At 50.9% G+C, this 26,277-nt stretch carries 18 protein-coding genes; 6 read left to right on the top strand and 12 right to left on the bottom strand.

Going from position 1 to position 26,277, the window contains the following annotated elements; translation table 11 throughout:
• Window positions 1-145 precede the first annotated feature (145 nt).
• From M0L20_RS18435 to M0L20_RS18410, 6 genes are all read right to left on the bottom strand, one after another.
• On the bottom strand, window positions 146-1,483 hold the full coding sequence (locus tag M0L20_RS18435) for a TldD/PmbA family protein (protein ID WP_248478478.1): 1,338 nt from the start codon (window positions 1,481-1,483) through the stop codon (window positions 146-148).
• Between the two features lie 15 nt (window positions 1,484-1,498).
• A complete protein-coding gene (locus M0L20_RS18430) occupies window positions 1,499-3,139 on the bottom strand; it encodes a TldD/PmbA family protein (protein ID WP_248478477.1) in 1,641 nt (546 codons plus the stop codon).
• Between the two features lie 87 nt (window positions 3,140-3,226).
• A complete protein-coding gene (locus M0L20_RS18425) occupies window positions 3,227-4,576 on the bottom strand; it encodes a TldD/PmbA family protein (protein ID WP_248478476.1) in 1,350 nt (449 codons plus the stop codon).
• A gap of 19 nt (window positions 4,577-4,595) precedes the next feature.
• Window positions 4,596-6,236 carry a TldD/PmbA family protein gene (locus tag M0L20_RS18420; RefSeq protein WP_232562659.1) on the bottom strand — a complete coding sequence of 547 codons (1,641 nt, stop codon included), beginning with the start codon at window positions 6,234-6,236 and terminating at the stop codon, window positions 4,596-4,598.
• A gap of 87 nt (window positions 6,237-6,323) precedes the next feature.
• A complete protein-coding gene (locus tag M0L20_RS18415) occupies window positions 6,324-7,685 on the bottom strand; it encodes a TldD/PmbA family protein (RefSeq protein WP_248478475.1) in 1,362 nt (453 codons plus the stop codon).
• Between the two features lie 105 nt (window positions 7,686-7,790).
• Entirely contained in the window at window positions 7,791-9,449 is a 1,659-nt protein-coding gene (locus M0L20_RS18410; RefSeq protein WP_232562657.1) for a TldD/PmbA family protein, read from the bottom strand.
• A gap of 550 nt (window positions 9,450-9,999) precedes the next feature.
• On the opposite strand from M0L20_RS18410, the gene M0L20_RS18405 reads away from it, so the two are divergent.
• Window positions 10,000-12,798 (top strand): M14 family metallopeptidase, encoded by a 2,799-nt coding sequence (locus M0L20_RS18405; RefSeq protein ID WP_248478474.1) that lies wholly within the window; start codon window positions 10,000-10,002, stop codon window positions 12,796-12,798.
• Between the two features lie 44 nt (window positions 12,799-12,842).
• On the opposite strand, the gene M0L20_RS18400 is transcribed toward M0L20_RS18405, so the two are convergent.
• Together M0L20_RS18400 and M0L20_RS18395 are read right to left on the bottom strand one after the other, a co-directional pair.
• Window positions 12,843-13,100, bottom strand: coding sequence for a hypothetical protein (locus M0L20_RS18400; protein WP_232562655.1), 258 nt, complete (start codon window positions 13,098-13,100; stop codon window positions 12,843-12,845).
• A gap of 633 nt (window positions 13,101-13,733) precedes the next feature.
• Window positions 13,734-14,804 carry a glycosyltransferase family 4 protein gene (locus tag M0L20_RS18395; protein ID WP_248478473.1) on the bottom strand — a complete coding sequence of 357 codons (1,071 nt, stop codon included), beginning with the start codon at window positions 14,802-14,804 and terminating at the stop codon, window positions 13,734-13,736.
• Between the two features lie 283 nt (window positions 14,805-15,087).
• Here M0L20_RS18395 and M0L20_RS18390 point away from each other — a divergent pair, with 283 nt between their 5' ends.
• Window positions 15,088-16,113 carry a glycosyltransferase family 4 protein gene (locus tag M0L20_RS18390; protein ID WP_248478472.1) on the top strand — a complete coding sequence of 342 codons (1,026 nt, stop codon included), beginning with the start codon at window positions 15,088-15,090 and terminating at the stop codon, window positions 16,111-16,113.
• A 57-nt stretch (window positions 16,114-16,170) separates the two neighbouring features.
• The gene (locus tag M0L20_RS18385) at window positions 16,171-18,009 is read left to right on the top strand and encodes an ABC transporter ATP-binding protein (protein ID WP_248478471.1); all 1,839 of its coding nucleotides are present in this window, start codon (window positions 16,171-16,173) and stop codon (window positions 18,007-18,009) included.
• A gap of 5 nt (window positions 18,010-18,014) precedes the next feature.
• Here M0L20_RS18385 and M0L20_RS18380 read toward each other — a convergent pair whose 3' ends face one another.
• Window positions 18,015-19,250, bottom strand: coding sequence for a glycosyltransferase family 4 protein (locus M0L20_RS18380; protein ID WP_248478470.1), 1,236 nt, complete (start codon window positions 19,248-19,250; stop codon window positions 18,015-18,017).
• A 494-nt stretch (window positions 19,251-19,744) separates the two neighbouring features.
• Between M0L20_RS18380 and M0L20_RS18375 the strand changes: the two genes are divergently transcribed.
• From M0L20_RS18375 to M0L20_RS18365, 3 genes are all read left to right on the top strand, one after another.
• On the top strand, window positions 19,745-19,945 hold the full coding sequence (locus M0L20_RS18375) for a hypothetical protein (RefSeq protein WP_248478469.1): 201 nt from the start codon (window positions 19,745-19,747) through the stop codon (window positions 19,943-19,945).
• Window positions 19,946-20,819: 874 nt separating this feature from the next.
• Window positions 20,820-21,689 (top strand): helix-turn-helix domain-containing protein, encoded by an 870-nt coding sequence (locus M0L20_RS18370; protein ID WP_248478467.1) that lies wholly within the window; start codon window positions 20,820-20,822, stop codon window positions 21,687-21,689.
• Between the two features lie 114 nt (window positions 21,690-21,803).
• Window positions 21,804-22,184, top strand: coding sequence for a DUF983 domain-containing protein (locus M0L20_RS18365; RefSeq protein WP_248478465.1), 381 nt, complete (start codon window positions 21,804-21,806; stop codon window positions 22,182-22,184).
• Between the two features lie 228 nt (window positions 22,185-22,412).
• On the opposite strand, the gene M0L20_RS18360 is transcribed toward M0L20_RS18365, so the two are convergent.
• The 3 genes from M0L20_RS18360 to M0L20_RS18350 all read right to left on the bottom strand — a co-directional run bounded on the left by M0L20_RS18360 (window position 22,413) and on the right by M0L20_RS18350 (window position 26,274).
• Window positions 22,413-22,772: an SPW repeat domain-containing protein gene (locus tag M0L20_RS18360; RefSeq protein ID WP_232562647.1), complete on the bottom strand. Its 360-nt coding sequence runs from the start codon at window positions 22,770-22,772 to the stop codon at window positions 22,413-22,415.
• 264 nt (window positions 22,773-23,036) lie between these two features.
• Window positions 23,037-25,268 carry a xanthine dehydrogenase family protein molybdopterin-binding subunit gene (locus tag M0L20_RS18355; protein ID WP_248478463.1) on the bottom strand — a complete coding sequence of 744 codons (2,232 nt, stop codon included), beginning with the start codon at window positions 25,266-25,268 and terminating at the stop codon, window positions 23,037-23,039.
• Window positions 25,269-25,278: 10 nt separating this feature from the next.
• A complete protein-coding gene (locus tag M0L20_RS18350) occupies window positions 25,279-26,274 on the bottom strand; it encodes an FAD binding domain-containing protein (protein WP_248478461.1) in 996 nt (331 codons plus the stop codon).
• Window positions 26,275-26,277: the final 3 nt, after the last annotated feature.

Genomic DNA, 26,277 nt, shown 5'->3' with positions numbered 1-26,277 from the left:
ATGTCCTTCTAGAGTGATGTCGATTTTGAGAAACCGACACCACTCTAGAAGGACTAGGTTATGCGTTTTACGGATTTCGGACAATGCTAAGCTAATTTGAGAGCCGCACGGGCCGCCCACTGACACCACACTAGTGGGCGATTAGTTACACCGCATCAGACAGGCTCGTGAACGTAAATTCCCGAATTTTCATCGGCGGCACCAGGTAATTCTGATCAGACTCGGTACTGACTACCCGCTCCGGTTTACCCAGGGCTTCGAGGTTGTTGAGCATAATGATCGGGCTTTCGTTGAAACGGAAGTTCTTGACTGGATGCTTGATCTTTCCGTTTTCGATGTAAAACGTTCCGTCGCGGGTCAGGCCCGTCAGCAGAATCGTCTGCGGATCGACCTCCCGGATGTACCAGAGTTTGGTTACCAGAATACCGCGCTGCGTGGTTCGGATCATCTCCTCCAGCGACGCGTTGCCGCCCATCATAATCACATTGTTGGGACCAGGAATCGCCTTTTTACCAGTTTTCTGCGCCCAATACCGCGAATACGACAGGTTCTTGACGACGCCTTTCTCGATCCACATCGTTTTTTCCTGGGGTCGCCCGTCACCCGACCAGGGCGACGCGGGGAGCTCGGTATTAGCCGGATCGGAATAGATCGTTACGCGCTCATCGACGATTTTGTCGCCAAGCCGGGACTTGCCGCCCATCTTACTGAAATACGACCGGCCTTCGTCGGCGCTGCGGGCATCCATATTGAAATAGATGTTTTCCAGCAACACGGCTGCGGCTGTCGGCTCCAGGATAACGGTGTACTTACCCGGCTCAATAGCCCGTGCCTCAGCGGACCCCTGCGCCTTCTGCATCGCAATGCGCGTTGCGGCCACCGTATCCAGTTTTGTTATGTCGTTATAGCCGCGCGCTACGTAGCCGGACCCTTTGCCATCGTCGGTGCGGACGGTCAGCGAAAAATTGACGTTGGTGCTGGGGTAATACGCAAAAAGCCCTTTGGAGTTCATCATGGCCGTATACCCATGATAGTCCTGTAAAAAGCCAGCCGCCGTCAGCTTCTGGTCGCGCGCCAGTTGTAAGCTTTTCGCCACGGCATCGGCCCGCGTGTCGGGCGTGATGTTGGCCGTAGCCTCCACAAACCCGTTGGTTTTCATGTACTGTTGCGGACCGAGAACGCTCACATATTCAGGGTTTTCGGGAGCCAGCCGGGCTAATTCTTCAGCACGACGCACGACCTTTTCGAGCGACGCGTCGTCGAATTCGTCGATTGTTGCGGTACCAACTTTTTTACCAAATGCGGACTGGACCTGTAGGTTCTGGTTTGTCGTGGAGCCGCTGGTGGATACTTCGTTACGAGCGTAACGCAGGTTACCCCGCTCTTCGCCCAACAGATTGACTTCGCATTCGTCGGCTTTCGAATAGCTTAGTACTTTGGTGAGTAGCGCCTTTGCTTCGGCTTCGGTGAGTATGATTGCCATAGTTGTGGTCGATGACTAGATTTTTCGAGCTGTGTTGATGACATTGACCCCGTTGAAGCGAGCGGTCGAACTACCGTGCGAAACCGCGCTCGACTGCGGGGGCTGCCCTTTTCCGTCAAAGAATGAGCCGCCTAACCGATAATCACGCTCATCGCAAACGGCTACGCAGGAGTTCCAGAATTCCTGGGTGTTCGACTGGTAAGCCACGTCCTTGAGCATACCCGCAATCTCGCCGTTTTTGATTTCGTAAAACAGCTGACCACCAAACTGGAAGTTGTAGCGCTGCTGATCAATCGAGAACGAGCCGTCACCAATGATGTAGATTCCTTTTTTGACATCCTTAATCATCTGCTGCACCGACAGGGGTGTTTTACCAGCCGCCAGCGATACGTTGGCCATCCGCTGAAACTGCACCGAACCCCAGCTATCGGCATAGCAGCAGCCCTGCGATTCATTCTCACCGATAATATGTACCTGATCCCGGATGGCCTGGTAGTTGACGAGCGTTCCGTCTTTTACCAGATCCCACTGTTTGGTTTTGACCCCTTCGTCATCCCATCCCACGGCACCCAGCGAACCGACCTGCGTTTTGTCGGCGAACAGGTTAACCTGCTTACTACCGTATTGAAAGTTCTTACTTTGCCACTTATCGAGGGTAGCAAAGCTGGTACCGGCAAAGTTGGCTTCGTAGCCCAGCACGCGGTCCAGCTCCAGCGGGTGACCCACCGATTCGTGAATCGTCAGCCAGAGATGCGACGGATCAAGAACCAGATCGTATTTGCCCGCTTCAACCGATTTGGCGGTGTGTTTCGCCCGTGCCTGCTTGGCGGCAGACGTCACGTCTTCGAGCATATCGTAGCCCTTGCTGTAGCGGGTCGTAATGCCCGTAACCTTGTCCGACGGGTTGACTTGCAGGTACTCGTAGCCCATGCCGACCGGAGCGCTTAGGGCGTTGCGCGTTTCAAATTTGCCCGTTTTTGGGTCGATAGCCGTTACATTGAATATCGGCCAGATGCGGTGAATGTCCTGATCAGCATAGGTCCCGTCGGTTGACGCGAAGTATTTCTGCTCGTTGACCATGAACAGCACCGAATTAACATAGTTTGCCCCGTTCTTCAGGGCGGCATTGTTCACCCCAAGCAGCAGATCGACCTTTTCTTTGATGGGTACTTCAAAGGCGTTTTTCTGGATGGGTGCTTTCCAGCTTACTTCGCCGTAGCCTTTCTGGGGAGCCAGTTGAACCGGTTGTTTCATCAGCTTGGCATTCGCTTTGGCGATGGCCACAGCTTTTTCGGCCGCTTTCGCAGTATCGGCTTCATTTTTCGCATCAACCACGGCGGCAAAGCCCCAGCAACCGTCGGCAATAACGCGAACACCAACGCCGTACGACTCCGTGTTGACGATGTTCTGTACTTTGTCCTCGCGGGTGATCACGTACTGATTCAGGTAACGACCAATCCGCACGTCGGAATAGGTGGCTCCTTTACTTTTAGCCGCATTGAGGGCGGCATCGGCCAGCCGTTTCTTGGTCGCCACATCGACGCCCGGCTCCAGTAAGGCTTCCGGACTGACGTTGCGGGAAAAAGCCGGGAGCTTGGGCAGCAAGATCCCGGCCGTGCCCATGCCCATTAATTGATTAAAGTTTCGGCGGTTCATGCGAGTACATTAGATAGGTTGGGATTTGTTTGTGTGGACGAAAATAATCGGGACGCGGATTACACACAAATCCGCGTCCCAGAATCATTATACCGCGTCCGACAAACTGGTAAACGTAAAGTCACGAATCTTCATCGGCGGAATCAGGTTGCCACCCGCCCGAACGGGTTTACCCAGGGCTTCGACGTTATTAAGCATGATGACGGGGCTTTCGTTGAAGCGGAAATTCTTGACCGGAAACTTAATCTGCCCGTTCTCGATGTAGAACGTTCCGTCGCGGGTCAGACCCGTGTAGAGCTGCGTTTGCGGATCAACGGCACGGATGTACCAGAACCGCGTCACCAGGATACCTTTATCGGTACTCTTGATCAGCTCGGCCAGCGACTGCGTACCCCCCTGAAGAATAAATCCCGACGGGGGCGGAACGGCTTTAGCCCCTTTCTTGTCGGCCCAGTACCGCGAGTAGAACATATTCTTGACAACGCCTTTCTCGATCCAGGTTATTTTTTCCTGAGGAACGCCTTCGCCACCGCCCCCACCGAAGCGACCACCACCGCCCCCGCCAAAGGGCGAAAGAGGCAGATCGGCATTCAACGGATCGGTAATAATCGTAACCCGCTCATCGAAAAGCTTTTCATTCAGTCGGGTTCCCCCTCCTTTTTTACTTAGAAAGCTACGGCCTTCGTCAGCACTGCGCGCGTCCATGCTGCGCATCATGTTTTGCAGCAATTCAACCGACGCCGTTGGCTCCAGAATAACCGTGTACTTTCCCGGTTCCAGCGCCCGCGCACTTGCCGACGCCAGCGCCTTCTGCATGGCGATTTCGGTGGAGGCTTTCGTGCTGAGCTTACTGACATCGTTGACATCCGGGTTGGCATAACCCGACCCTTTCCCATCCGCGGTGCGGACCGTAATGGAAAAATCAACGCCGGTCGAACGGTTGTAGCCAAACAGTCCTTTGCTGTTGCCGATAGCCGTAAAACCCGTGTTATCTTCCATGTAACCGGCCGCCGTCAGGTTTTTCTGGCGACAAGGGTCAATACTATCGAAAGCCGCCTGCGCCCGGAACTCAGGGTCAATCTTGGCGGTGCTTTCGTCGTAGGTGTTTGATTCCAGATACGTCTGCGGTCCCAGCATGGCCATGTATTCCGGATTTTCGGGCGCTAAGCGGGCGATTTCTTCCGCCCGGCGAACCGTTTTTTCAAGCGAGGCATCGTCAAGCTCGTTGATCGTCGCTGTACCCGACCGCTTGCCGAAAACCGACGTAACGGCAACCGAGAGGTTATTGGTTTCACCGCTGGTTGACACGGAGTTACGGGCGTATCGAATGTTGCCCGTTCGACTGCCACTAACGCTAACGCTGGTTTCGTCAGCTTTCGAGTAGGACAGTACTTTATCAATGATTTTTTTGGCTTCGTCTTTGGTTAGAATGGCCATAGTTCGTTATTGTCGATGACTAGATTTTTCGAGCGGTATTGATGACGTTTACTCCGTTGAAACGGGCCGTTGCGCTGCCGTGCGAAACGGCGCTAGATTGGGAGGGTTGTCCTTTCCCATCGTTGAACGCTCCACCCAGCCGGTAATCGCTTTCGTCGCAGACGGCTACGCAGGAGTTCCAGAATTCGCGGGTGTTGGCCTGATAAGCGACATCTTTGAGCATCCCCACGATTTCACCGTTTTTGATTTCGTAGAACAGCTGACCGCCAAACTGGAAGTTGTATCGTTGCTGATCAATCGAGAACGAGCCGTCGCCGATGATGTAGACACCGCGCTTGACATCCTTAATCATTTGCTGCACCGACAGGGGTGTTTTACCAGCCGCCAGCGATACGTTGGCCATGCGTTGAAACTGCACCGAACTCCAGTTATCGGCGTAGCAGCAGCCCTGCGATTCTTTTTCGCCGATGATGTGCGCCTGGTCGCGAATGGCCTGGTAGTTGACCAGCACACCGTCCTTGATCAAATCCCACTGTTTGGTTTTGACCCCTTCGTCGTCCCAGCCCACAGCACCCAAGGACCCAACCTGCGTTTTGTCGGCAAAGAAATTGACGGCGGGGCTACCGTACTGAAAGTTTTTGCTTTGCCACTTATCGAGGGTCGCGAAGCTGGTACCGGCGTAGTTGGCTTCATAGCCTAGTACGCGGTCCAGTTCCAGCGGGTGACCGACCGATTCGTGGATGGTCAGCCAGGTGTGCGACGGATCGAGGACAAGGTCATACTTACCCGCTTCAACCGATTTCGCCGATAATTTTTCTTTGGCTTGTTTAGCGGCTGCCGTGATGTCTTCGAGCATATCGTACCCTTTGTTGTAGCGGGTCGTAACGCCCGTAACCTTATCCGATGGGTTGACTTGCAGGTATTCGTAGCCCATACCCATTGGGGCGCTGAGCGAATTGCGGGTCGCAAAGCGGCCATTGGCAGGATCAACGGCAGTTACGGTAAAGCTGGGTCCAATCCGGTGAATGTCCTGGTCGGCGTACGTCCCATCGGTCGATGCGAAGTATTTCTGCTCGTTGACCTGAAACATCACGTTGTTGACAAAGTTGGCACCGTTTTTCATGGCCGCAGCGTTGCACGACAGCAGCAGATCGACTTTCTCCTTGATGGGTACTTCGAAGGCATTTTTCTTGATCGGCGCTTTCCAGCTTACTTCCCCGAATCCTTTCTGGGGGGCCAGTTGTACGGGTTCGGTCAGGAGCCGGGCGTTGGCCTTCGCAATCGTTACGGCGGTTTCGGCGGCTTTGGCCACAACGGACTCGTCGCGGGCATCACCGACCGACGCAAAGCCCCAGCAACCGTCGGCAATCACGCGGACGCCCACCCCGAAGGATTCGGAGTTGACGATTCCCTGCACTTTGTTTTCACGCGTGAGGACAAACTGATTCAGGTAGCGACCAATCCGTACGTCGGCGTAGGTGGCTCCTTTCGCTTTGGCCGCATTCAGGGCGGCATCGGCCAGCCGTTTTTTCACGGCTATATCCAGACCGGGCTCCAGCAATGCTTCGGGGGCGACGGTACGCGAGAAGGCGGGCAAGGATGGCATCAAAATACCAGCGGCCCCCATACCCAGAAGCTGATTAAAATCTCGACGGTTCATTGAAAAAGTGTTTTAGACACGAAGGAAGATGGCACAGAGAACACCCGGCGTTTTCTGGTAGAAAGCGCGGTGTTCCGCGTGTGAAAATTATACAGCATCGGACAGGCTCGTGAACGTAAAGTCCCGAATTTTCATCGGCGGCACCAGATTGCCACCCATCCGAACGGGTTTACCCAGGGCTTCGAGGTTGTTAAGCATAATGACGGGGCTTTCGTTGAAGCGGAAATTCTTAACCGGAAACTTGATCTGCCCGTTCTCGATGTAAAATGTTCCGTCGCGGGTCAGGCCCGTGTAAAGTAACGTCTGCGGATCGACGGGGCGGATGTACCAGAAACGCGTCACCAGAATACCTTTCTCCGTACTTTTGATCATGTCGGCCAAGGACTGCGTACCGCCTTCCATGATGAAATTTGCAGGTGCCGGAATGGCTTTCACGCCTTTCTTCTCGGCCCAGTAGCGCGAATACGAAAGGTTTTTAACGACGCCTTTCTCGATCCAGGTTACTTTTTCCTGCGGACGGCCATCGCTGCCACCCCCAAAGCGGCCACCACCGCCCCCACCGAACGGCGACGCCGGTACTTCGGGATTGGTCGGATCGGAATAAATGGTAATGCGCTCATCAAACAGCTTTTCGCCCAGGCGCGTACCGCCCCCTTTTTTACTCAAAAAACTGCGGCCTTCTTCGGCACTCCGCGCATCAAGCGAACCCATCATCGCGGCCAGCAGCGAAGCGTCTACGTTTGCCAAAAGAGCAGCGGGTTCCAGAATAACGGTATATTTCCCCGGCTCTAACGCCCGCGCACTCGCCGACGCTTTTGCTTTTTGCATGGCGACTTCGGTAGCGTCTTTGGTGCTTAACTTCGACACATCCGTTACGTCGCGGGTCGCGTATCCGGAGCCTAGTCCGTCGGCAGTACGTACCGTAACCGAAAACTCAACCGATGTTTCGCGGTTGTAGGCCGATAAGCCTTTCGTGTTGCCAAGGGCCGTGAACCGGGACGAATCTTCCATGTAGCCAGCCGCCGTCAGGTTATTTTTTCGGCAGGGATCAAGACTATCGAAGGTCGCCTGCGATCGGAAAGCAGGGTCAATCTTAGCGGTACTTTCCGCGTAAGGGTCTGCCGACAGATACGTTTGAGGCCCCAGCATGGGCACGTATTCCGGGTTTTCGGGAGCCAGTCGGGCAATCTCCTCGGCCCGACGAACCGTTTTTTCGAGCGAGGCATCGTCAAATTCGTTGACCGTTGCCGTACCTGACCGTTTGCCGAAAACCGCCGTAACGGCCAGCGACAGGTTGGTACTTTCGCCACTGGTAGAGACGGCATTCCGCGCGTACCGAATGTTTCCCGTCCGTCCGCCCGACAGGTTGACGCTCATCTCGTCAGCCTTCGAGTAGGACAGCACTTTATCAATGATCGTCTTTGCTTCGTCTTTGGTTAAGATCGCCATTTTAGTGTCATTCAAGTGTCATCAATTGCTATTGATCGTCATTTGTCGTCCTTCTTTATTCAGGCAGCAAACGACAGCCAACGCCCATCAATGACAAGGTAATGCCTATATTTTCCGAGCTGTATTGATCACATTAACGCCGTTGAAGCGAGTCGTTGCGCTACCGTGGGAGACGGCACTTACCTGAGAAGGCTGGCCTTTCCCGTCGAAGAACGAGCCGAATGTGCGGTAATCGTCTTTGTCGCAAAGCTGAGCGCAGGAGTTCCAGAATTCCTGGGTGTTCGACTGGTATGCCACATCGTCGAGCATTCCGGCAATCTGACCGTTTTTGATTTCGTAGAATAGCTGACCGCCAAACTGGAAGTTGTAGCGCTGCTGATCAATCGAATAGGACCCGCGACCGATGATATAAATACCTTTTTCGACGCCTTTGATCATATCGAAAACGGAGCGTTTTTCGTCGCCGTGCTTCAGCGAGACGTTCGGCATCCGCTGAAACTGCACCGAACTCCAGTTATCGGCATAGCAACAGCCGTTCGATTCTTTTTCGCCCAGAATAGCCGCCTGATCACGAATGGCCTGATAGTTTACCAGAATACCGTCTTTGATCAAGTCCCATTCTTTGCTCGGAACCCCTTCATCATCGTATCCGACGGTTCCGAGGGTGTACGGCTGTTGCTTATCAGCAACGATATTAACCAGCTTGCTACCGTAGTTAAAACTTTTTGTTTTCCACTTGTCGAGGGTGGCAAAGCTGGTACCGGCGTAGTTGGCTTCATAGCCTAGTACGCGGTCCAGTTCCAGCGGGTGACCAACCGACTCGTGAATGGTAAGCCCTAAATGGTTTGGATCGAGAACCAGATCGTATTTACCGGGCTGAACCGATTTGGCCGTCAGTTTCTGCTTCGCCTGCTTGGCCGCCAGCACCGCGTCTTCGACCATGTCGTACGAGTACCGATAGCCGACCAGGCCATTGGGAGCCGCTATTTTTTCGGACGCTACCCCATCAAGGTATTCGTAGCCCATGCCCATTGGCGAACTGAGCGCGTCGCGCGTTTTGAACTTACCCGCCCCTTTGTCCAGAGCGGTAACCGTGAACGTCGGCCAGATGCGGTGAATATCCTGATCGATATACGACCCATCGGTCGAGGCAAAATATTTCTGTTCGTTGACCAAAAACAAGTTCGAAGTAACAAAAGCCGCCCCGTTGTCGATAGCTGCCCCGTTGACTTTCATCAACAGATCGATTTTCTGTTGTACTGGGATTTCAAACGCATTTTTTTTAATCGGCGTCTTCCAGCTTACTTCCCCTACCCCTTTCTGCGGAGCCAGCACAACCGGTTCGGTTTGCAGTTTGGCGTTGGCCTTGGCAATGGCGACAGCGGTCTCCGCACAGCGGGCAATGGCATCCGGAGTAACGTCGCTGGTAGCGGCAAAGCCCCAGGTTCCATTGGCAATCACCCGGATACCGATGCCGTAGGATTCGGCATTGACAATGTTCTGCACCTTTTTTTCGCGCGTAAACATGTACTGTTGCAAGTACCGTCCAATGCGCACGTCGGTGTAGGTAGCGCCTTTGCTTTTGGCCGCATTCAGTGCGATGTCGGCAAACCGTTTTTTGGTGGCCACATCCACACCCGGTTCGAGCAAGTACTCGGACGGCACGGAATGGCCCAATATAGGCACCCCACTGGCCGGAATTCCGGCGGTCAGTAAGGCTCCCATACCCATGCCAGACAATTGAATGAAATCTCTTCTGTTCATGTGATGAATAATAAAAAACTGGCTTTCTCTGATCGCATTCCGTCGGGCTTACGGGCATCAGAAACGCGAATATGGTCAAAAATACGATCAATTACCAAACTTTTATGATGAACGGCAATACACTTACCAAATATTCATCTGAGTTTATGGCCCTTTTCGACTTTAAACAGTAGTCTTCTTTGTTATGAGTAATAAGTCGGAGAAGAGGAAAATCCGCTTTTCGAGTAAGTGATTGTTTTAAAGGAAATTACTGATAATTTACTGAAACGACCGCCCCGGAATTATACTTATACGGTTGGTCCACCCGGCTGGCCAAAAGATCTATTTGAGCGGGACCATCAACAAAAAAAATTCAGGAATCTATTTCAAAAAGATAGAGTAAGCTCCCCTTTTCTTAACTAAGTTTATACGCAATAACCCGCTGATTAGCAGTTATTGGACTCTGAAAAGAAGATATACGACGGAATTGGGCAGTCTGCTTCGTATGACTTCCACACGGACCCGTAACGGCTACCGTTATCGATAATCCCCTCAACTAACTTCGTTTATTATGTTCCAATTTTTCCGATTGGTTACTGTCCTACTGTTGTTTGTTCAGACAACGGGATGGTCACAAACACTTCCATCACCCAAAGAGCATTTTGGCTTTACCATCGGCGATGACTATCAATTGGCAACCTACACGCAGACCGAAGCGTATTTTAAAAAGCTGGCTACGTCGGACCGCACGAAACTGGTTGATATCGGCATGACCGAAGAAGGTCGTCACCAGTACATGCTCATTGTATCGTCACCAGCGAATATCAAGAAACTGGACCGTTACAAAGAGATCTCACAGAAATTAGCCCGGGCTGAAGGCATTACCAAGGAACAGGCGATGGCGATGGCGACCGAAGGCAAAGCAATCGTCTGGATTGACGGGGGTCTCCACGCTACCGAAACGGTCGGTACGCATCAACTGATCGAAACAGCCTGGCAACTGGTCAGCCGGAAAGACCCCGAAACGCTTCGCATTCTGGATAATGTCGTGATTCTGCTGACCCACGCCAACCCCGATGGGCAGGAAATTGTCAGCAACTGGTACATGCGTGAGCCAAAACCCGAAAAGCGTACGCTGGATTATTTGCCCCGGCTATACCAGAAATACGTTGGGCACGACAACAACCGCGACTTCTTTATTATGAACATGAAAGAATCGCAGAATATCGGACGGCAGTTGTTTGTCGAGTGGATTCCGCAGATCATGTACAACCACCACCAGCGCGGACCGGCGGGTTCGGTACTGGCTGGGCCGCCGTACCGCGATCCGTTCAACTACGTCTTCGACCCGCTGATGATTACGGGTATCGACGCCTTGGGCGCGGCCATGATCAACCGGTTGAACGCGGAAGACAAACCCGGTTTTACGCGGCTGGGCGGCTCTGTTTTCTCAACCTGGTACAACGGCGGTTTGCGCACAACAACGCACTTCCACAACATGATCGGCCTACTAACCGAGATTATTGGCAATCCGACCCCCGAAACCGTGCCTTTGGTTCCACAACGGCTGATCCCGAACGGCAACACCCCGTTTCCGGTGACTCCGCAAAAGTGGCACTTCAAACAGTCGATTGATTACTCGCTCTCGCTCAACTACGCAACGCTCGATTACGCAGCCCGCCATCGTGATGAACTGCTGCTCAACATTTACCGGATGGGCCAAAATTCCATTGAGCGCGGCAGCAGCGATTACTGGACACTTTCCCCAAAACGGGTTGATGCCATCACGCAAGCCTATCAGGCGGATCTGAAGAAGCCCCGTTCCGACTCCTCAGCACGCCCGGCAGCCAGCGAAGGCTCGCGCGGGGGTGGTATGCCAATCAAATACTACGATGCAGTCCTGAAAGATCCGAAGCTGCGCGATCCGCGTGGTTTCATCATTACTGCGAATCAGACCGATCCGGCAACCACCGTTAACTTTGTGAATGCCCTGATTAAAACAGGTATTCTTATCCAGCAGGCAACCGCCGATTTTACCGTAGCGGGCAAGAAGTACCCAGCGGGTTCGTACGTTGTCAAGACCGATCAGGCGTTCCGTCCGCACATACTCGATATGTTCGAACCACAGGATCACCCCAACGATTTTCCGTATCCAGGTGGCCCGCCCATCCGTCCGTACGATGCCGCTGGCTGGACGCTGGCTTACCAGATGAACGTTCAGTTCGACCGGATTTTGGACGCGTTTGATGGTCCGTTCAAGAAACTGCCCTACGGCGAACTGCAAACACCAAAAGGCCGTATGGACGCGTCGGCGGGCGCGGGTTATGTCTTGAACGCACAAGCCAACAACTCGTTTATTGCGGTCAATGACCTGCTCAAATCGGGCGTTGACGTTTACCGGCTCCCGTCGGGAAGCACCGGCAAATCGTCCGTCGAACCAGGGACATTCTTTATTCCGGCGTCGGCGAAAGCGAAAGCGGCTCTGGAAAAAGCGTCCAGAGAATTTGGTATCGATGCAACGGGACTTGCCAAGCGACCTTCGGGGGCGCTGGTCAAAGTTTCGCCGATGCGAATCGCTCTCTGGGATACGTACGGCGGTTCGATGCCGTCGGGCTGGGTACGCTGGCTGATGGAACAGTATCATTTTCCCATGAACATTATTCGCGCACAGGACATCGACGCCGGTGATCTTCGCAAAAAGTACGATGTCATTGTGTTTGTTACGCGGGCGATCCCACCCGTGAGCAACTCAGGTGGTGGCACCCGTGGCGAAGGCGAATACCAGATGCGGGAGCCGAAAACGGAAGAGCTACCCGCCGAGTATCGCCCGTGGGTAGGCCGGATTACCGCCGACAAATCGATTCCTCAGCTAAAGAAGTTTCTCGAAGCAGGCGGTAACGTGGTAACCATCGGTTCCAGCACGAATTTGGCTTATCATTTGGGATTACCCGTTAAAAACGCGTTGGTTGAAATGACCAATGCGGGTCAGGAGCGTCCGCTACCCGCTGAAAAATATTACATTCCAGGCAGCATTTTACGCGTCACACTGGATTCGACGCAACAGGCTACCTGGGGTATGCCTTCTCAGACGGACGTGTATTTCGATGCTAGTCCCGTGTTTAAACTAGCCCCGGATGCTATTGCTAAAGGCACCGTGAAGCCCCTGGCCTGGTTCTCCACGAATAAGCCGCTGCGTAGCGGCTGGGCCTGGGGTCAGTCCTATTTACAGGACGGTGTTGCCGCGTTCATGGCCCCGGTTGGGTCGGGCAAGCTCTACGCTTTTGGTCCGGAAATTACCTTCCGGGCTCAGGCACAAGGAACGTTCAAACTATTGTTTAACCAGTTATACGCCACATCCGTTGGTCAGTAAGCAAGACCAGCCGATCTAAAAATGAAAAAGCCTGATTGAGTCAATCAGGCTTTTTCGTTGTAGAAATCTTCTTCAGGGATTCGGATACCCGATATGTTTACTCCGCATCCCTGACACCACACCTCAATGCTTGTTCCGCGACATTCGGAGCAAGGTACCGGGCTGGCTACCCAACTGTAAAGCAGCGAATCACTCGCATCGTCGATATAGCCATTGTCGCATAAATTCGAACAATGGCGCCACCAGGTTTGCTCATGCCCACACACCGGGCAGGGCGTCCCATTCAATTCAGCGTTGTGCATGACCTAATTCAAAAAGGTTTAGCAAAGACCAATTCAGGAATAGTGTAGGTGGTAGGCGTTCTGAAAAACCAGAACATTGGTTACAAGGAAGTGTCGTATAAACGACTTAAAAGAAGAAGCTAATCGACTAGGAATGCTTCGGACAACGCAGCCAAAGACGCTGGGTAACCATCTGCACGCAAAGTATATACAAATATACAAAAAAGGCTTATACTGCTAAACTTTTCTAGAAAGAAAAAAGACAGGCTGCCATTCGTGAGGAATAGCACACAGCCGTTGTTGTGCACAGTAATTTCTTAACCGCAACGGAGAGAGTTTAAGTAGCGCTTTGCGAAAAGCCGAACTTGATTAATCCAATCGCCAGCAACACAGCGATAAACCCACAAACCAGTGCTTTGATACTAGCCAGAATACGTTCGCGCATGTCTGATCTAGCCTGAATTGCTTCGTGAACGTAATTGGCGACCAAGCACAATTGGCATATAATACTTATGCCAATTAGATAATCCTTCATATTTACGCAAATAAATACTAAATCAACATTTTATTATTAAAACAATCTTCATATAAACAAAATAAACGACTTTACTCCCTTAAAACGTGTAATTAACCTGCCTTAACGGACCAGCACTACTACCCAATTAATGACTGATACACCTCCAGATACTGCCTTGCCGTTTTATCCCAGCTAAAGCGGTTGGCGTGCTCTATGATGGAATTCGCCATGTTCGATAGCTTGTAAGCCTGCATCCCTTGTTGGTACACCGCCTGGACGGTGCTGGCGTCGAAATCAGGAAAGTAAAATGCCGCATCTCCACCCACTTCCGGTAGCGACGTAAGCCGGGAAAGAAACACTGGTTTTCCGAATTGCATCGCTTCGATCACGGGTAAACCGAAACCCTCGGCAAGCGACGGATGCAGAAAAGCGTTGCAGTTCTTTAAGTACCAGATTTTATCGTCTTCCGAAACCGTACCGGGCAGGTGTAATCGATTCTCAACCCCCATCTTCTGAGCCGTTTCGTGCATCATGGTTACGTACTGCGGGTCGTCGTGGCGGCCCAGAATAATCATTTCCAGGTCGGGATTGGCTTGTAACAAAGGCAACAGAACGTGGTAATTCTTCTTACTGTTCAGGTATCCGATGCCCAGCAAAAACGCCCGATCAGGTTTATACGCTACGGGCTTATCTACCGACGCCGTTTTCTTGTTGAGGCCATTGTAAATAACATGAATAGGTTTGTTGCCGACAGAGCAATGAGACAGTACATCACCTTTCGTAAACTCTGAAATACAGACGATTGCATCGCTTCGATTGATCAATGATTGGGTACGAGCAAGGCTTTTCTGCTGGTAAGTATCGGACTTACCTTCGTGTAACATGTTTAAATCATGGATCGTTAGCACTACCTTTATGGCGGGATACAACCTTTTGTTGGGCACAATCCGTCCGGATTGGAACGGTGCGTGCCAGACCTGACAGCTCCGCAGAAACGGTTTAACGAGTTTATGCCACTTCTGTTCTACCAGATGATAGGGTTCCCAAGGAAGGGTAAGTTTCTTCCTGGGCGGAATATACATCTGCATAAAGGGCTGATTTTCTTCAGCGAGTAGTTTATTGACGTGTTCTCCCAGGTTTTGGCAGTACTGATACAGGCCGGAGTGAGGGAACTTCATTAACTCGCAATCAAGAATAATTCGGGACATAAAGTAGAGAAATAAGCAGGGGGAGTACCCCAGAATCGCATTTTTTGATTTTGTGCAACATTAGTTACCATTCGCAGGTATTATTCACGGCGGAGCAACGAGTCGCTCCAACCTTTACCTCGCTTTCGGTATCCTAGTAAAAACAGGGGTCCATGTTCGCATGAAACCGTTGTAGTGTGAGGTTAACTTTTTTATCGATGGTGCGTTTTAGTTCTTCTGGAACAATTATACAACCTTGTGAGACTATTGTGTTATGATTCGTATTATATTCGATTGCGAGAGAATGAAGTACGTTAACACAGGACTGTACTACTATTGCCTTAATCTGGGCAAAGCCATTCTGCAAAACAAAAGCCAAGAGCATATATCCTTATTTATCCCTGAGCATGTCCGCTCGACGCTTGATCCTTCGTTGCCCTACATTGCTCAGCATTCGCTACAGAAGTTCTTTATGCCTTCGCTGGGCAAGTTTGACATCTGGCACAGCACGTATCAGAGTTCGCAGTATCTGCCCCGAAGGAACAAGAAGATAAAGGTGCTGCTGACGATTCATGATCTCAACTTTCTGCACGAAGATAAGACCGAGCAGAAAAAAGCGCGCTGTCTGGCTTATCTCCAACAGAACATTGACCGGAGCGATGCGATAGTCTGCATATCTGAGTTCAGCAAAAAGGACGTACTAACGCACTGCGACACCAAAGGAAAACCGGTTCATGTGATCTATAATGGCACCAACGGTTTGCCTACGCCCGAACTGGAGGCCAAATCGTACCGGCCCACTGATCCTTTCCTGTTTAACATTGGCGTGATCGCCCGGAAAAAGAACCAGCACCGCATTCTGCCGCTGCTGCAATCCAACCCACGCCTGGAACTGGTACTGGCCGGTCGGCATGAGGATAAAGACTACGCCCGTTTTCTGCGACAACACGCGTCTGACCTAAACGTAGAAGACCGAATGCACCTGGTCGATGAGATCACGGAAGGCGAAAAATCGTGGTATTACCATAACTGTCAGGCGGTAGTAATGCCGTCGCTGGCCGAAGGTTTTGGCCTGCCCGTGACCGAAGCTATGTCGGTTGGTAAGCCGGTATTTCTTTCCCGGCATACGGCCCTGCCCGAAATAGGGAAAGACATGGCGTTTTACTTTCACGATTTCGAAAACATGCACGACGATTTCGCGGCTGGCATGCGGCAGTACAAGAATGCGGGCAGCCAGATGAAAGAAGCCATGAAGGCATACAGTGCAACGTTTAACTGGGAAGATTCGGCCCGGAAGTACATTGACGTATACCGCTCGTTGGCTGAATAAGCTGAAATTAGCGTCAATCTTGCTATCTTAGCAGTTATGTCACATTAACGTCAACGAATGAAGATTTATAAACGGCTAATGGTGTATGCCAAGCCTTATGGAAAGTTCATTGTCCCCTTCTTTATCTTCACCATTATTAGTGTATTTTTCAACGTCTTTCAGTTTGCGTTGATCATACCTCTGCTCAATTTTTTGTTTGACCCCATCAACACAGGCGACGCCACAAAATATGCGTCGATGCCTGCGTTTCGGTTTGATCCTACTTACTTTAAAGACGCATTTTACCACCTGATCTACAATTTCAAGACGACCAACCCGGTTTATGCCCTTTATTTTCTGGCGGGTATGATTGTAGTGGCGGTGGTGATGACCAATCTGTTCCGGTTTCTGGCGCAACGATGCCTGCTCAGCACCCGAACCTTGCTGGTGAAGCGCCTTCGGGAAGCACTGTTCGAAAAAATTAACCACCTGCATCTGGGGTACTTTACAAAAGAGCACAAAGGCGATCTACTGTCCCGGCTAAACGGCGACGTATACGCGATTGAAGGTGTAGCAAGCAGTTCCATCGAGGTTATCTTTAAAGAGCCGTACATGTTTATCGGTTACTTTATAGCGCTATTTACCATTTCGACCCAGCTAACGTTTTTTACGCTGATCATCATTCCGATTTCCGCCGTCGGTATAGCCGCTGTAACCAAGAAACTTAAAAAAGAAGCGCAGGACGTGCAGTCGTCGATGGGGCGGATGCTCACGCTCATGGATGAGACGTTGCTCGGTATGCGCATCATCCGGTCGTTTAACGCGACATCCTTTGTACTGAAACGGTTCAGTATCGAAAACGATTTTTACCGGAGAGCCAGTTTAGAAGGGTTTAAGCGCCGGGAACTGGCTCCGGCCTTTTCTGAAGCTTCCGGCGTATTTGTGGTAGCCTGTATTCTCGTCTACGGGGGAAGTCTGGTCCTGAACAGCGAAAGCAATTTACAGGCTAGTTCGTTTATTGCATTTATCGCCATCTTTTCGCAGGTCATCCGTCCGGCCAAAGCCATTGTTGTTGCCCTGACCAATATTCAGCAGGGACAAGCCGCCGGTGAACGCATTCTTGAACTTCTCGACAAGCCAATCGAAATCCTGGATAAGCCCAATGCCCAGGCGATGGAACCCTTTCGTCGGGATATCGTCTTTGAAAACGTTAGCTTCCAATACGGCGACAAACCGGTTCTGAAAAACATTGATCTTCGCATTGCCAAAGGCAAGAAAATTGCACTGGTCGGTCCGTCAGGCGTCGGAAAATCAACCATTGCCGATCTGATCCCCCGGTTTTACGAAGCAACGCAGGGTAGCGTCAAAATCGATGGCATCGACGTACGCGAGTACACGATGGAATCGTTGCGGGCGCAGATGAGCTTTGTCACGCAGGAAATCATTCTGTTCAACGACACAATCTTCAACAACATCGCTCTCGGAAAACCGGATGCCCGTCTGGAAGACGTTATCGAAGCGGCCAAAATAGCCAATGCCCATGATTTCATCATGAATACGGAAGATGGCTATAACACCAATATCGGCGACCGGGGTATTCGACTGAGTGGCGGTCAGCGTCAACGGCTGAGCATTGCCCGTGCGGTATTCAAAAAGCCGTCGATTCTTATTCTCGACGAAGCAACGTCGGCGTTAGACATTGAATCTGAAAAATCCGTTCAGGAGGCACTGGACAACCTGATGGAAGGACGCACGACCCTGGTCATTGCTCACCGGCTCAGCACCATCAAAGAAGCTGATGAGATCCTGATTATGGAAGGGGGCGAGATTATCGAACGTGGTAATCACTACGACCTCATCAGCAACAAAGACAGCATTTACCGGCGGCTTAATACCATGCACGAAGTACTTCAATAACGGTACTACCGCCCGTTCGCTACGTAATTTACGGCTTTGTCAAACTTGGCAAGCACGGCACTCCAGGTGTAATATTGCTGGACGTAAGAACGGGCGTTATCAGCCATTGTGGTTGTGTCCTGGGTCAGGACCTGGTTGATAGCTTGTTCGAATTGATCGTAATTCTGGTACGAATAGCCAGCCTGGCTGCCTTCAATGTGATCACGAAGTACGGCACAATCGGCATTGGCAATGACAGGAATGCCCACCGCGAAGCTTTCCAGCGTGACCATCGACAAGCTTTCGTAAGGCGATGGCATAATCAACGCTTTTGCCCCTGCTAACAAGGATGCTTTCGTCGGCTCGTCCACGAATCCGGCAGCGATGAAATCAGGATGTTCGGGTATGGGCATAAACGACTGACCAACCAGCACCAGCTTTAGCGACGAGGGATTTGCTTGTTTGTACCGCGTAAACATCTCGAACAAGGCATCACAGCCTTTCGCCACATCGATCCGGCCAATGTACAGTACGTAGTCGGCTGCTGTCCCTAGCAGTTCCGCTACGGATTTGTCCGAGACAACCGTAGCCGGTTCGATACCGACGCCAACGACATCGTTGTAGATCGCGTCGTTCTGAAACTGCCGGTTGACGAACGTTTTCTCGGCGGGGGTCAGGAACAGGATAGCGCGCGGCTTCTTAAATAGCGGACGAAAGAGCGGCAAATAGATTGGCGGTTCATCGTGCGCGGTCGGAATAAAAATTGATTTCTTGGGGGCTACATTCAGCCCGGCAATCGTAGGATAATACAGGTAGGTAATGAAGATCATTGCATCGTACTGCTGATGGTTTTTCTTCAGATAGTCAATCAGATCAGGCGTGTACGGACCCTGGTATTTTGGCCACAACCGGCTATAGCGACGAACCGTTTTCCCAACGAGCGCACGAGCCCACATTTTTAGCCAACCGAATCCCTCCCACTCCTCGGGTCGCGACCACTTTTTGAGTTTGTGCTCGATGCGTGATGATTGTTTCACCTGACGCTCGTATTCCGTAGCAAACCGGTGAACGCGAACACCATTGATCATGACGGTTTCCGGCTGATACCAGTTAGCCCAGGTGACGTATTCTAATGCGCAGCTGGTCAACACATCGACTTCATACGTTTTGGCCAGCCGTTCGGCCATTATACGGCAGTAATATTCGGCACCACCATTAACTTCGACTCCATAACGCTGAACAATAAATGCAATTTTTTTCATATATTGATTATAACGAATTCTAAAAACCGTACGGCCTCCTGGAGCAGTCGGTGCATAGGGAGAAACAAACAACACCCTAGTATAACGGGCGGTTAAACGGCTATCCAAACAGCCTTGAACACGTTATTTGCCTTACTTTTTACGAGGACCGCCACTGTCTAATCTGTCTCAAAAGTACGTCATCCGTGATTCGAAATTTCATTTTGAACGAAATTAGCCGCTGAATTACTCCTGATCTAAGTCAAGCCCAAATCCTCTGCCTGAGATCAACCATCTATCCTGAGCAAGCCGTCAACATTGCTAACGCCGAAACGTTATGATGCTATGTTTAAATCGACAGCATGGCTATTTATCAAACACCGTAGCCGTATAAAAAATAGTGGATCACAAATAAGGAAAAAGGCATTAAGTACAAACGTACGGATCGCTTTATACGATGATATTGCAGAGCCGAACAGGATGATTTGTTGGCTAGTCGTTTATACACGCCATTCATGGATATACGGTTCTACTTCATTGGTTTAGCAGCCATCAGTCAACTGGGTATGAGTCTGGTCAACATCCAGTATGCGCTCGGCAATCAGACGACCCGACGCGACCGTATTCACCACGCGCTAATAGCCTGCTCGTACGGTGGACTAGCCGTAGCTCTCGTAGCTGGTCTAATGCTATACGGCTTACCAGTGCGGGAATGACGTTTATTTACCCTTATCTTTCGGTCAGGGCGTTTCAATCACGCCTGTGTGGCTCTAAAATTTTCCTACCAGTAGCCGTTTAATCACAACGCTCAAACCGTCGTTGAAGAATCTTTCTGCGCTATTGACACTGGTCGTAATTGATAGATAGCAGGAAAAGCTAGGATTACTCAACGTTTATGCGGTGATCCACGCACGATTTAGAAAGCATATCCGTTGAAGTCTTTGTGTACTATTGACATAAAGACTTTACTGCATGCCAGCCCCAAGAAAATATCCTATTCGTATTGTCGTAGACGGACAACCTGTCCAGGTCAAATCAATAGGTGGAAAGTTATTTTGCTCTAAGAAGTTTGTGTATCAGGCTGAGTATGATGACTCCGGCCATTTGACAGGAAAGATCATTAAGGCGCTAAATAACCCTTGTTCCGCTTCTTGATAAAGCAATCAGTCAACGTTCTTCTAGTGCGCTCTCGGTAAAGATAACCGTTTAGTAGCCTTGCTCGCACTTCGCTTGTCCTTTTCAACAATTTCTCGGATAAGTCCTATACACATCGTTACGAAACCAGTAGCTGGGCGCTCCTCGCCAAGTCGCTTATTGTTGGTAAACAACTTTGCAAGGAGCGGTTGTTTTTATGAACCTTAGCCTCTAGAACGAGTCTTTACGCTGTATCGACTGGCCGGACTAACAGCCACCCAGGCATGGATTGTACAGCGTTATAGGACTGGGAAAATCGTCGCTATGCTTCTGAACAAGGTAATGCCTTATCTTGTCAAGCCAACTTGGTAAGAGCGGCAATTCACTCAAGACGTTTCAAACGAGACAAGCTTACCATGCATGACTAAATAGCCCCGTTTAATTCGCGTAATCTGTATGGCAAAATCTGTCCCGGTCTATAAACTAACGTCATTTCCCCGTCACGAACCTAACGCACCGTTTTACATGACCCGGCTGGAAAAGCTGGTCCAGGAATTCAAACGGATTGGCGATTCTCATTCGCATACGTTTTACCTGATGATGTGGATCACGCACGGAAGCGGAACTCATACCATCGACTTCAAGACCCACGAAGTCAAACCTTTCCAGCTTTATTTTCTCACGCCGGGGCAAGTGCACAGTTGGCAGTTATCAGCCGATATTCAAGGCTATGACCTGTTTTTTGAAGCTAATTTCCTGCGTAGCCGCTTTGGCAACCGACTGCACGAGTACCCTTTTTACCACTCCCACCAACATCAGCCGCTCCTGAACGTAACGGACCAACGAAAGCTGGTGGGTGATTTGTTTACGCATGCCTGGGACGAGTATGACCAGCATCAGGCAAACCGGTCCGATGTGTTTTTGTCCTATCTGCATCTGATGCTGGAAACGGCTAATCGAATTTACAACCAGCAGTGGCCGGGAGCCGATACATTGTTTTATGACCACATCCGTCAATACGAAGATTTGCTGGAACATCAATTTCTGACGGTTCGTGAAGTCAACGAATACGCAGCCCAGATGAATTTGTCGCCTAATTACCTGAATCACATCTGCAAAAGTGTACTTGGTAAGACGGCCAGCCAGTTGTTGTACGAACGCCTGATCGTTGAAGCTCAACGCTTGTTAACGCATACCAATCAATCGGTCAAGGAGATTGCTTTCCGATTAGGCTTTGAAGACCCTTCCTACTTCGTCCGGTTTTTCAAAAAACACACGCGGCAAACGCCCGCCGAGTTTCGTCAAAACGCATCGATCCATCGTTGATTTGTACCATACTTGGCTTGGTTTGTCTTTTTAGTAAACCGGGCCTGTACCTACCTTTGTGACATAGAAACCCGTTTAAAAAACAGGTTTATCGAACCCTAAACGTTCCATGTCATGTCAACTCATAGTCGTATATACAGCATCTTATTCAATAAATGTCCTCGCTGCCAGGAGGGTGATTTCTTTGTCACAAAAAGTGCCTTTAGCCGTCATTTCGACCAGATGCACGAGCGTTGCCCCCACTGTGGCGAGAACTTTATGCCTGAACCCGGATTTTATTGGGCGTCTATGTTCGTTAGTTATGCGCTTTTCACCCTCTGGATCCTACTGACCTTCTTTGTAGCGGTGAGCTGGCTTAACGTTGATCTTGATTACTATTTGATGGGACTGATTCCTTCCATCATTTTGCTCACACCCTATTTCTTCCGATTGGCGCGCCGAACCTGGCTAGCTCTGTTCGTATCCCCCAAACCAGTTCACAAGCCTGTTTCATAAGGAAATAATCTACCGATCTGGTTGATAATTGATCAAAAACAAACTAGGTACCCGCTTCGCGAAGCGGGTACCTAGTTTGTTTTAATAGCCGCCTGTCTTGCCAAATAAAGAAGATTGAGCAGACCCTACATCCGCGCTACCTATTTTTCATCGGCACGATCATGCATTAGCGCATCGATTGATTAATGATAAATTGGCTCTTGTGTAGTCAGCTCTGTTTATGGCTATCTAAGGCATCTCTTCGGGTTTTGACAGTAACCCGGCCATTATCCCAAAAGCGCCTATCGCTAGGAATGTGTTTCGCGCGCGCGTATTGTTTGCAAAGCCAAATAGCCAGGGAGCCGATGCCGCCAGTACGCCAACAGCCGTATCAGCAGCCAGATGCGCCTTGAAGGGTAATGCTTTGACAAGACCCCATTCAGCACGTGTGAACAAGCTCGACGCGAGAATACTGCCGCTTAAAACCCGAGTTAATGTAACGGCCGTTGGTTCGTTCTCGAAGCTAGCCAGCACGGGGGCAGCTGCTACCAGTGGTATATAGCTATAATCCGTGAAGCCGTGTTGCTTGCGGGTGATTGGTTTTTCCATACAATTTTAGCTTTACGAAGCGTTCCACGAACATCTGATGAAACGCTCTTAGACGATGATTTACCATATTGGTAAACCGATGGCTACCCAAGCGGTTTGAACAAGTAAGGCTGTGGGTAAGCCTAAAAAGTCGCTAATGACGTAACTTTATGGGGTTTCATCAATACAAAAGCGAACTCCTGTCTGCGCTTCCTCGTAAACCTGATACGACTACCGGAAAACACAGATAGGAGTCCGCTTTTAGGCTAGCTATTGCCAACTCCGCTACAAGAGTTTGTCAATCTGGATTGGCAAATCCCGCACGCGCTTGCCGGTAGCGTGGTAGATGGCATTGGCAACGGCGGCTGGCATACCAACAATACCGATCTCTCCCAACCCTTTGACGCCTAATGGGTTAACAATCGTATCCACTTCATCGACAAAAATTACGTCCAGGTCGTGAATATCGGCGTTGACCGCTACGTGGTATTCGGCGAGGTTATGATTCATAAAGCGCCCAAACCGATGATCGACAGCGCTTTCTTCTTCCAAAGCCTTACTGATACCCCACACCATACCACCAATGATCTGACTACGCGCCGTTTTCGGATTCAGGATACGTCCCCCAGCCACGGCAGTTACGGCTCTGGTAACTTTCACGGCTCCGAGGTCTTCGTCCACCTGCACCTCAACGAACACCGCCGAGTGAGTGCTACGGGTGTATTTACGCTGTTCTAGCAAATTAGGCAGTGATGTGGCCGTTTCTGATACGGCCCGACCATTGTTCTGATCGACAATAGCCTGCAACGAAACCGATACCGATGGATCGCTTTTCAACCGAAGGTGTTTGTCCGCAAATTCGATTTGCTCGTGTTTAACATCGGCAAACGGCGAATTAGGCATTTTTTTCGCTAGCTTAAACAGCTTCTTGCCTAGTTCTTCGCAGACGTTCTTCACGGCAGAGCCTACAGTGGCAGCGGTCCAGGACCCTCCCGAAATCGGAGCAAACGGCATCTCGGAATCACCCAGTTTGAAAAACACATCCTCCACGGGCATCCCTAACGTTTCGGCTGCAATTTGCGTCATGATCGTGTACGTTCCGGTACCGATATCCGCCGAAGCACTGCTGACGCGTAGTCTGCCGTTGACCGTTAGTACTGCTTCCGCACGAGCGGGCATTTGGTTGGAATCCCAAATCCCCGTAGCCATTCCCCAGCCGATCAGGTTATGTCCTTTGCGCATGGAGCGGGGTTGTGGATTGCGCTCGGACCAGCCAAACCGTTCGGCACCTTGCAGAAAGCAGGCCCGTAGTTCCTTGCTGGAATAAGGCCGATCCTCGTTCATGTCTTTTTCGGTATAGTTTTTTAACCGAAACTCCAGCGGATCGATCCCGATCTTATAGGCTAATTCATCGATAGCTACTTCAAGGGCTGCCATGCCTGTCACACCACCGGGTGCCCGCATATCGAGGGGGCTATTGAAATCGAGCGAAACCAGTTTGTAGTCAAGCGTGACGTTCTCAGCCGGATACAACATACCACCCCAGTTAACGACCACTTCCGTATAGTCTTCAAACTGCGATGTTTCGCCAAAGGCCTGATGGTATAACGCATTGAGCTTACCATCTTTCGAACCACCAAGCGCGATGTTCTGAACCGTTGCCGGACGGTGACCAAACGTAAACATTTGCTGGCGCGTCAACGAAACGCGTACCGAACGCTGCAAGTCACGCGCGGCCATAACCGCAAAAAACAACTGATACTGGGGCCGCAACCCCGACCCAAAGCCCCCGCCCATGAACGGAGAAATGACTCGTACATCATCCGAAGAAAGACCAAATACCTGGGTTACGTACATCTTGCTGTTCGTCGCTCCCTGGGTTTTGTCATAGATGGTCAGCTTTCCGTCTTTTTCGTAGACAACCGTCGAGCCAAACAGCTCCATCGGGTTGTGGTGCTCAACGGCGTGGACGTAGCTCTCGGCAACTTTTGCGTCAGAACTGCTGTAAGCACCATCAAAGTCGCCCCGTGGTTTTGGCGGTGGTGGTTTCAACAAGGACGCAACACCAACAGATGGCTTGTGTGCTTTGGACAAATGAGCTTCCAGGTCCGTGTTGTGTTCTTCAGTTTCGTATTGAACCTGGATCAGGCCAGCCGCATAGCGCGCTAACTCAAACGTCTCAGCCACAACCAGCGCTATCGGCTGACCGCTGTACTTGATGGTCGCATCTTCCAGAGGGCGAAACGGTGAGCCCGGTGGCGCGTCCTGATCTTTGTAACTGATATCGAACCAGGCGGTATGTGGTCGGTTCTCGTGCGTAAACACCTTTAAAACACCGTCCAGCTTTAGTGCTTCGCTATCGTCAATACTGGTGATTTTACCTTTGGCTATAGCACTCGAGATAACATAACCGTAGGTCAACTCCGGCACATTATATTCGGCAGCATATTTGGCACTTCCTGTTACTTTTGCCCGACCATCAACACGGCTGAGGGGCTTTCCAATTGCATTGCTCATAGGATTATGTTCAGTCGGTTGGTTCCAGTTTGGCGGCAATACCGAGCGCTCGGACAATCGCTCGTTTCGCCATTTCGATCTTGAAGGTATTGTGGCCGAACCCTTTCGCTCCTTCCAGCAACGCTTCGGCCACCAGGTGGTAATTTTCTTTCGTTGCGGGCTTGCCGATCAGTAAGGCTTCGGCTTCGGGTTTGCGCCAGGGCTTGTGGGCTACTCCTCCCAGCGCTATCCGGGCATCCGTGATTGTATCGCCATCCATTTCCAGCGCTGCCGCTACCGATACAAGCGCAAATGCATACGACGCCCGGTCACGTAATTTAAGGTAGGCGTGGTTTTCCGAGAATCCTTTGGCGGGTAGATCAATCGCCGTTACGATTTCACCAGACTTCAGCGTGTTATCGTACTGCGGTTCGTCGCCGGGCAACCGGTGAAAGTCAGCAATGGGAACGGTACGTTCGCCGTTTGGCCCTTTGATGCGTATGGTTGCGTCAAGAGCAGCCAGTGCTACGCACATATCCGAAGGGTGGGTCGCAATGCACGCATCGCTCGTTCCTAGAATTGCGTGGATGCGGTTGTAGCCTCCGATAGCACCGCATCCTGAACCCGGCTCACGCTTATTACATGGCATGGCTACATCATAGAAATAGTAGCAGCGCGTACGCTGGAACAAATTGCCACCATTCGTAGCCATATTGCGCAGCTGGGGCGAAGCACCCGCCAGGATAGCCTGCGACAACAGCGGGTAACGTTGTTCGACCAATGGATGATACGCCGTATCAGCATTGGTGACCAGCGCTCCGAGCCGTAACGAACCCTCTTCTACTTCTTCAATGGTCGATAAAGGGAGCCGATTGATATCAACCAGCCGGTCGGGCCGCTCAATGTTTTCCTTCATCAAGTCAAGCAGGTTCGTACCTCCGGCAATGAACTTGGCGAGTGGATCGGCGACTAGTTCATCCACGGCAGTATCAACCTCCTGCGGACGAGCATAGGTGAAATAATTCATAGG

Source organism: Spirosoma liriopis, assembly GCF_023196085.1.
GTDB lineage: Bacteria > Bacteroidota > Bacteroidia > Cytophagales > Spirosomataceae > Spirosoma > Spirosoma oryzicola.
This window is presented reverse-complemented; position numbering and strand designations above follow the sequence as displayed.

What these genes read in the sequence shown, in the direction of transcription:
- M0L20_RS18430 (WP_248478477.1), bottom strand. Translation starts at nt 3,139, where the DNA reads ATGAACCGCCGAAACTTTAATCAATTAATGGGCATGGGCACGGCCGGG.
- M0L20_RS18355 (WP_248478463.1), bottom strand. Translation starts at nt 25,268, where the DNA reads ATGAGCAATGCAATTGGAAAGCCCCTCAGCCGTGTTGATGGTCGGGCA.
- M0L20_RS18435 (WP_248478478.1), bottom strand. Translation starts at nt 1,483, where the DNA reads ATGGCAATCATACTCACCGAAGCCGAAGCAAAGGCGCTACTCACCAAA.
- M0L20_RS18375 (WP_248478469.1), top strand. Translation starts at nt 19,745, where the DNA reads ATGGATATACGGTTCTACTTCATTGGTTTAGCAGCCATCAGTCAACTG.
- M0L20_RS18395 (WP_248478473.1), bottom strand. Translation starts at nt 14,804, where the DNA reads ATGTCCCGAATTATTCTTGATTGCGAGTTAATGAAGTTCCCTCACTCC.
- M0L20_RS18400 (WP_232562655.1), bottom strand. Translation starts at nt 13,100, where the DNA reads ATGCACAACGCTGAATTGAATGGGACGCCCTGCCCGGTGTGTGGGCAT.
- M0L20_RS18390 (WP_248478472.1), top strand. Translation starts at nt 15,088, where the DNA reads ATGAAGTACGTTAACACAGGACTGTACTACTATTGCCTTAATCTGGGC.
- M0L20_RS18410 (WP_232562657.1), bottom strand. Translation starts at nt 9,449, where the DNA reads ATGAACAGAAGAGATTTCATTCAATTGTCTGGCATGGGTATGGGAGCC.
- M0L20_RS18415 (WP_248478475.1), bottom strand. Translation starts at nt 7,685, where the DNA reads ATGGCGATCTTAACCAAAGACGAAGCAAAGACGATCATTGATAAAGTG.
- M0L20_RS18420 (WP_232562659.1), bottom strand. Translation starts at nt 6,236, where the DNA reads ATGAACCGTCGAGATTTTAATCAGCTTCTGGGTATGGGGGCCGCTGGT.
- M0L20_RS18425 (WP_248478476.1), bottom strand. Translation starts at nt 4,576, where the DNA reads ATGGCCATTCTAACCAAAGACGAAGCCAAAAAAATCATTGATAAAGTA.
- M0L20_RS18370 (WP_248478467.1), top strand. Translation starts at nt 20,820, where the DNA reads ATGGCAAAATCTGTCCCGGTCTATAAACTAACGTCATTTCCCCGTCAC.
- M0L20_RS18380 (WP_248478470.1), bottom strand. Translation starts at nt 19,250, where the DNA reads ATGAAAAAAATTGCATTTATTGTTCAGCGTTATGGAGTCGAAGTTAAT.
- M0L20_RS18405 (WP_248478474.1), top strand. Translation starts at nt 10,000, where the DNA reads ATGTTCCAATTTTTCCGATTGGTTACTGTCCTACTGTTGTTTGTTCAG.
- M0L20_RS18385 (WP_248478471.1), top strand. Translation starts at nt 16,171, where the DNA reads ATGAAGATTTATAAACGGCTAATGGTGTATGCCAAGCCTTATGGAAAG.
- M0L20_RS18360 (WP_232562647.1), bottom strand. Translation starts at nt 22,772, where the DNA reads ATGGAAAAACCAATCACCCGCAAGCAACACGGCTTCACGGATTATAGC.
- M0L20_RS18365 (WP_248478465.1), top strand. Translation starts at nt 21,804, where the DNA reads ATGTCAACTCATAGTCGTATATACAGCATCTTATTCAATAAATGTCCT.
- M0L20_RS18350 (WP_248478461.1), bottom strand. Translation starts at nt 26,274, where the DNA reads ATGAATTATTTCACCTATGCTCGTCCGCAGGAGGTTGATACTGCCGTG.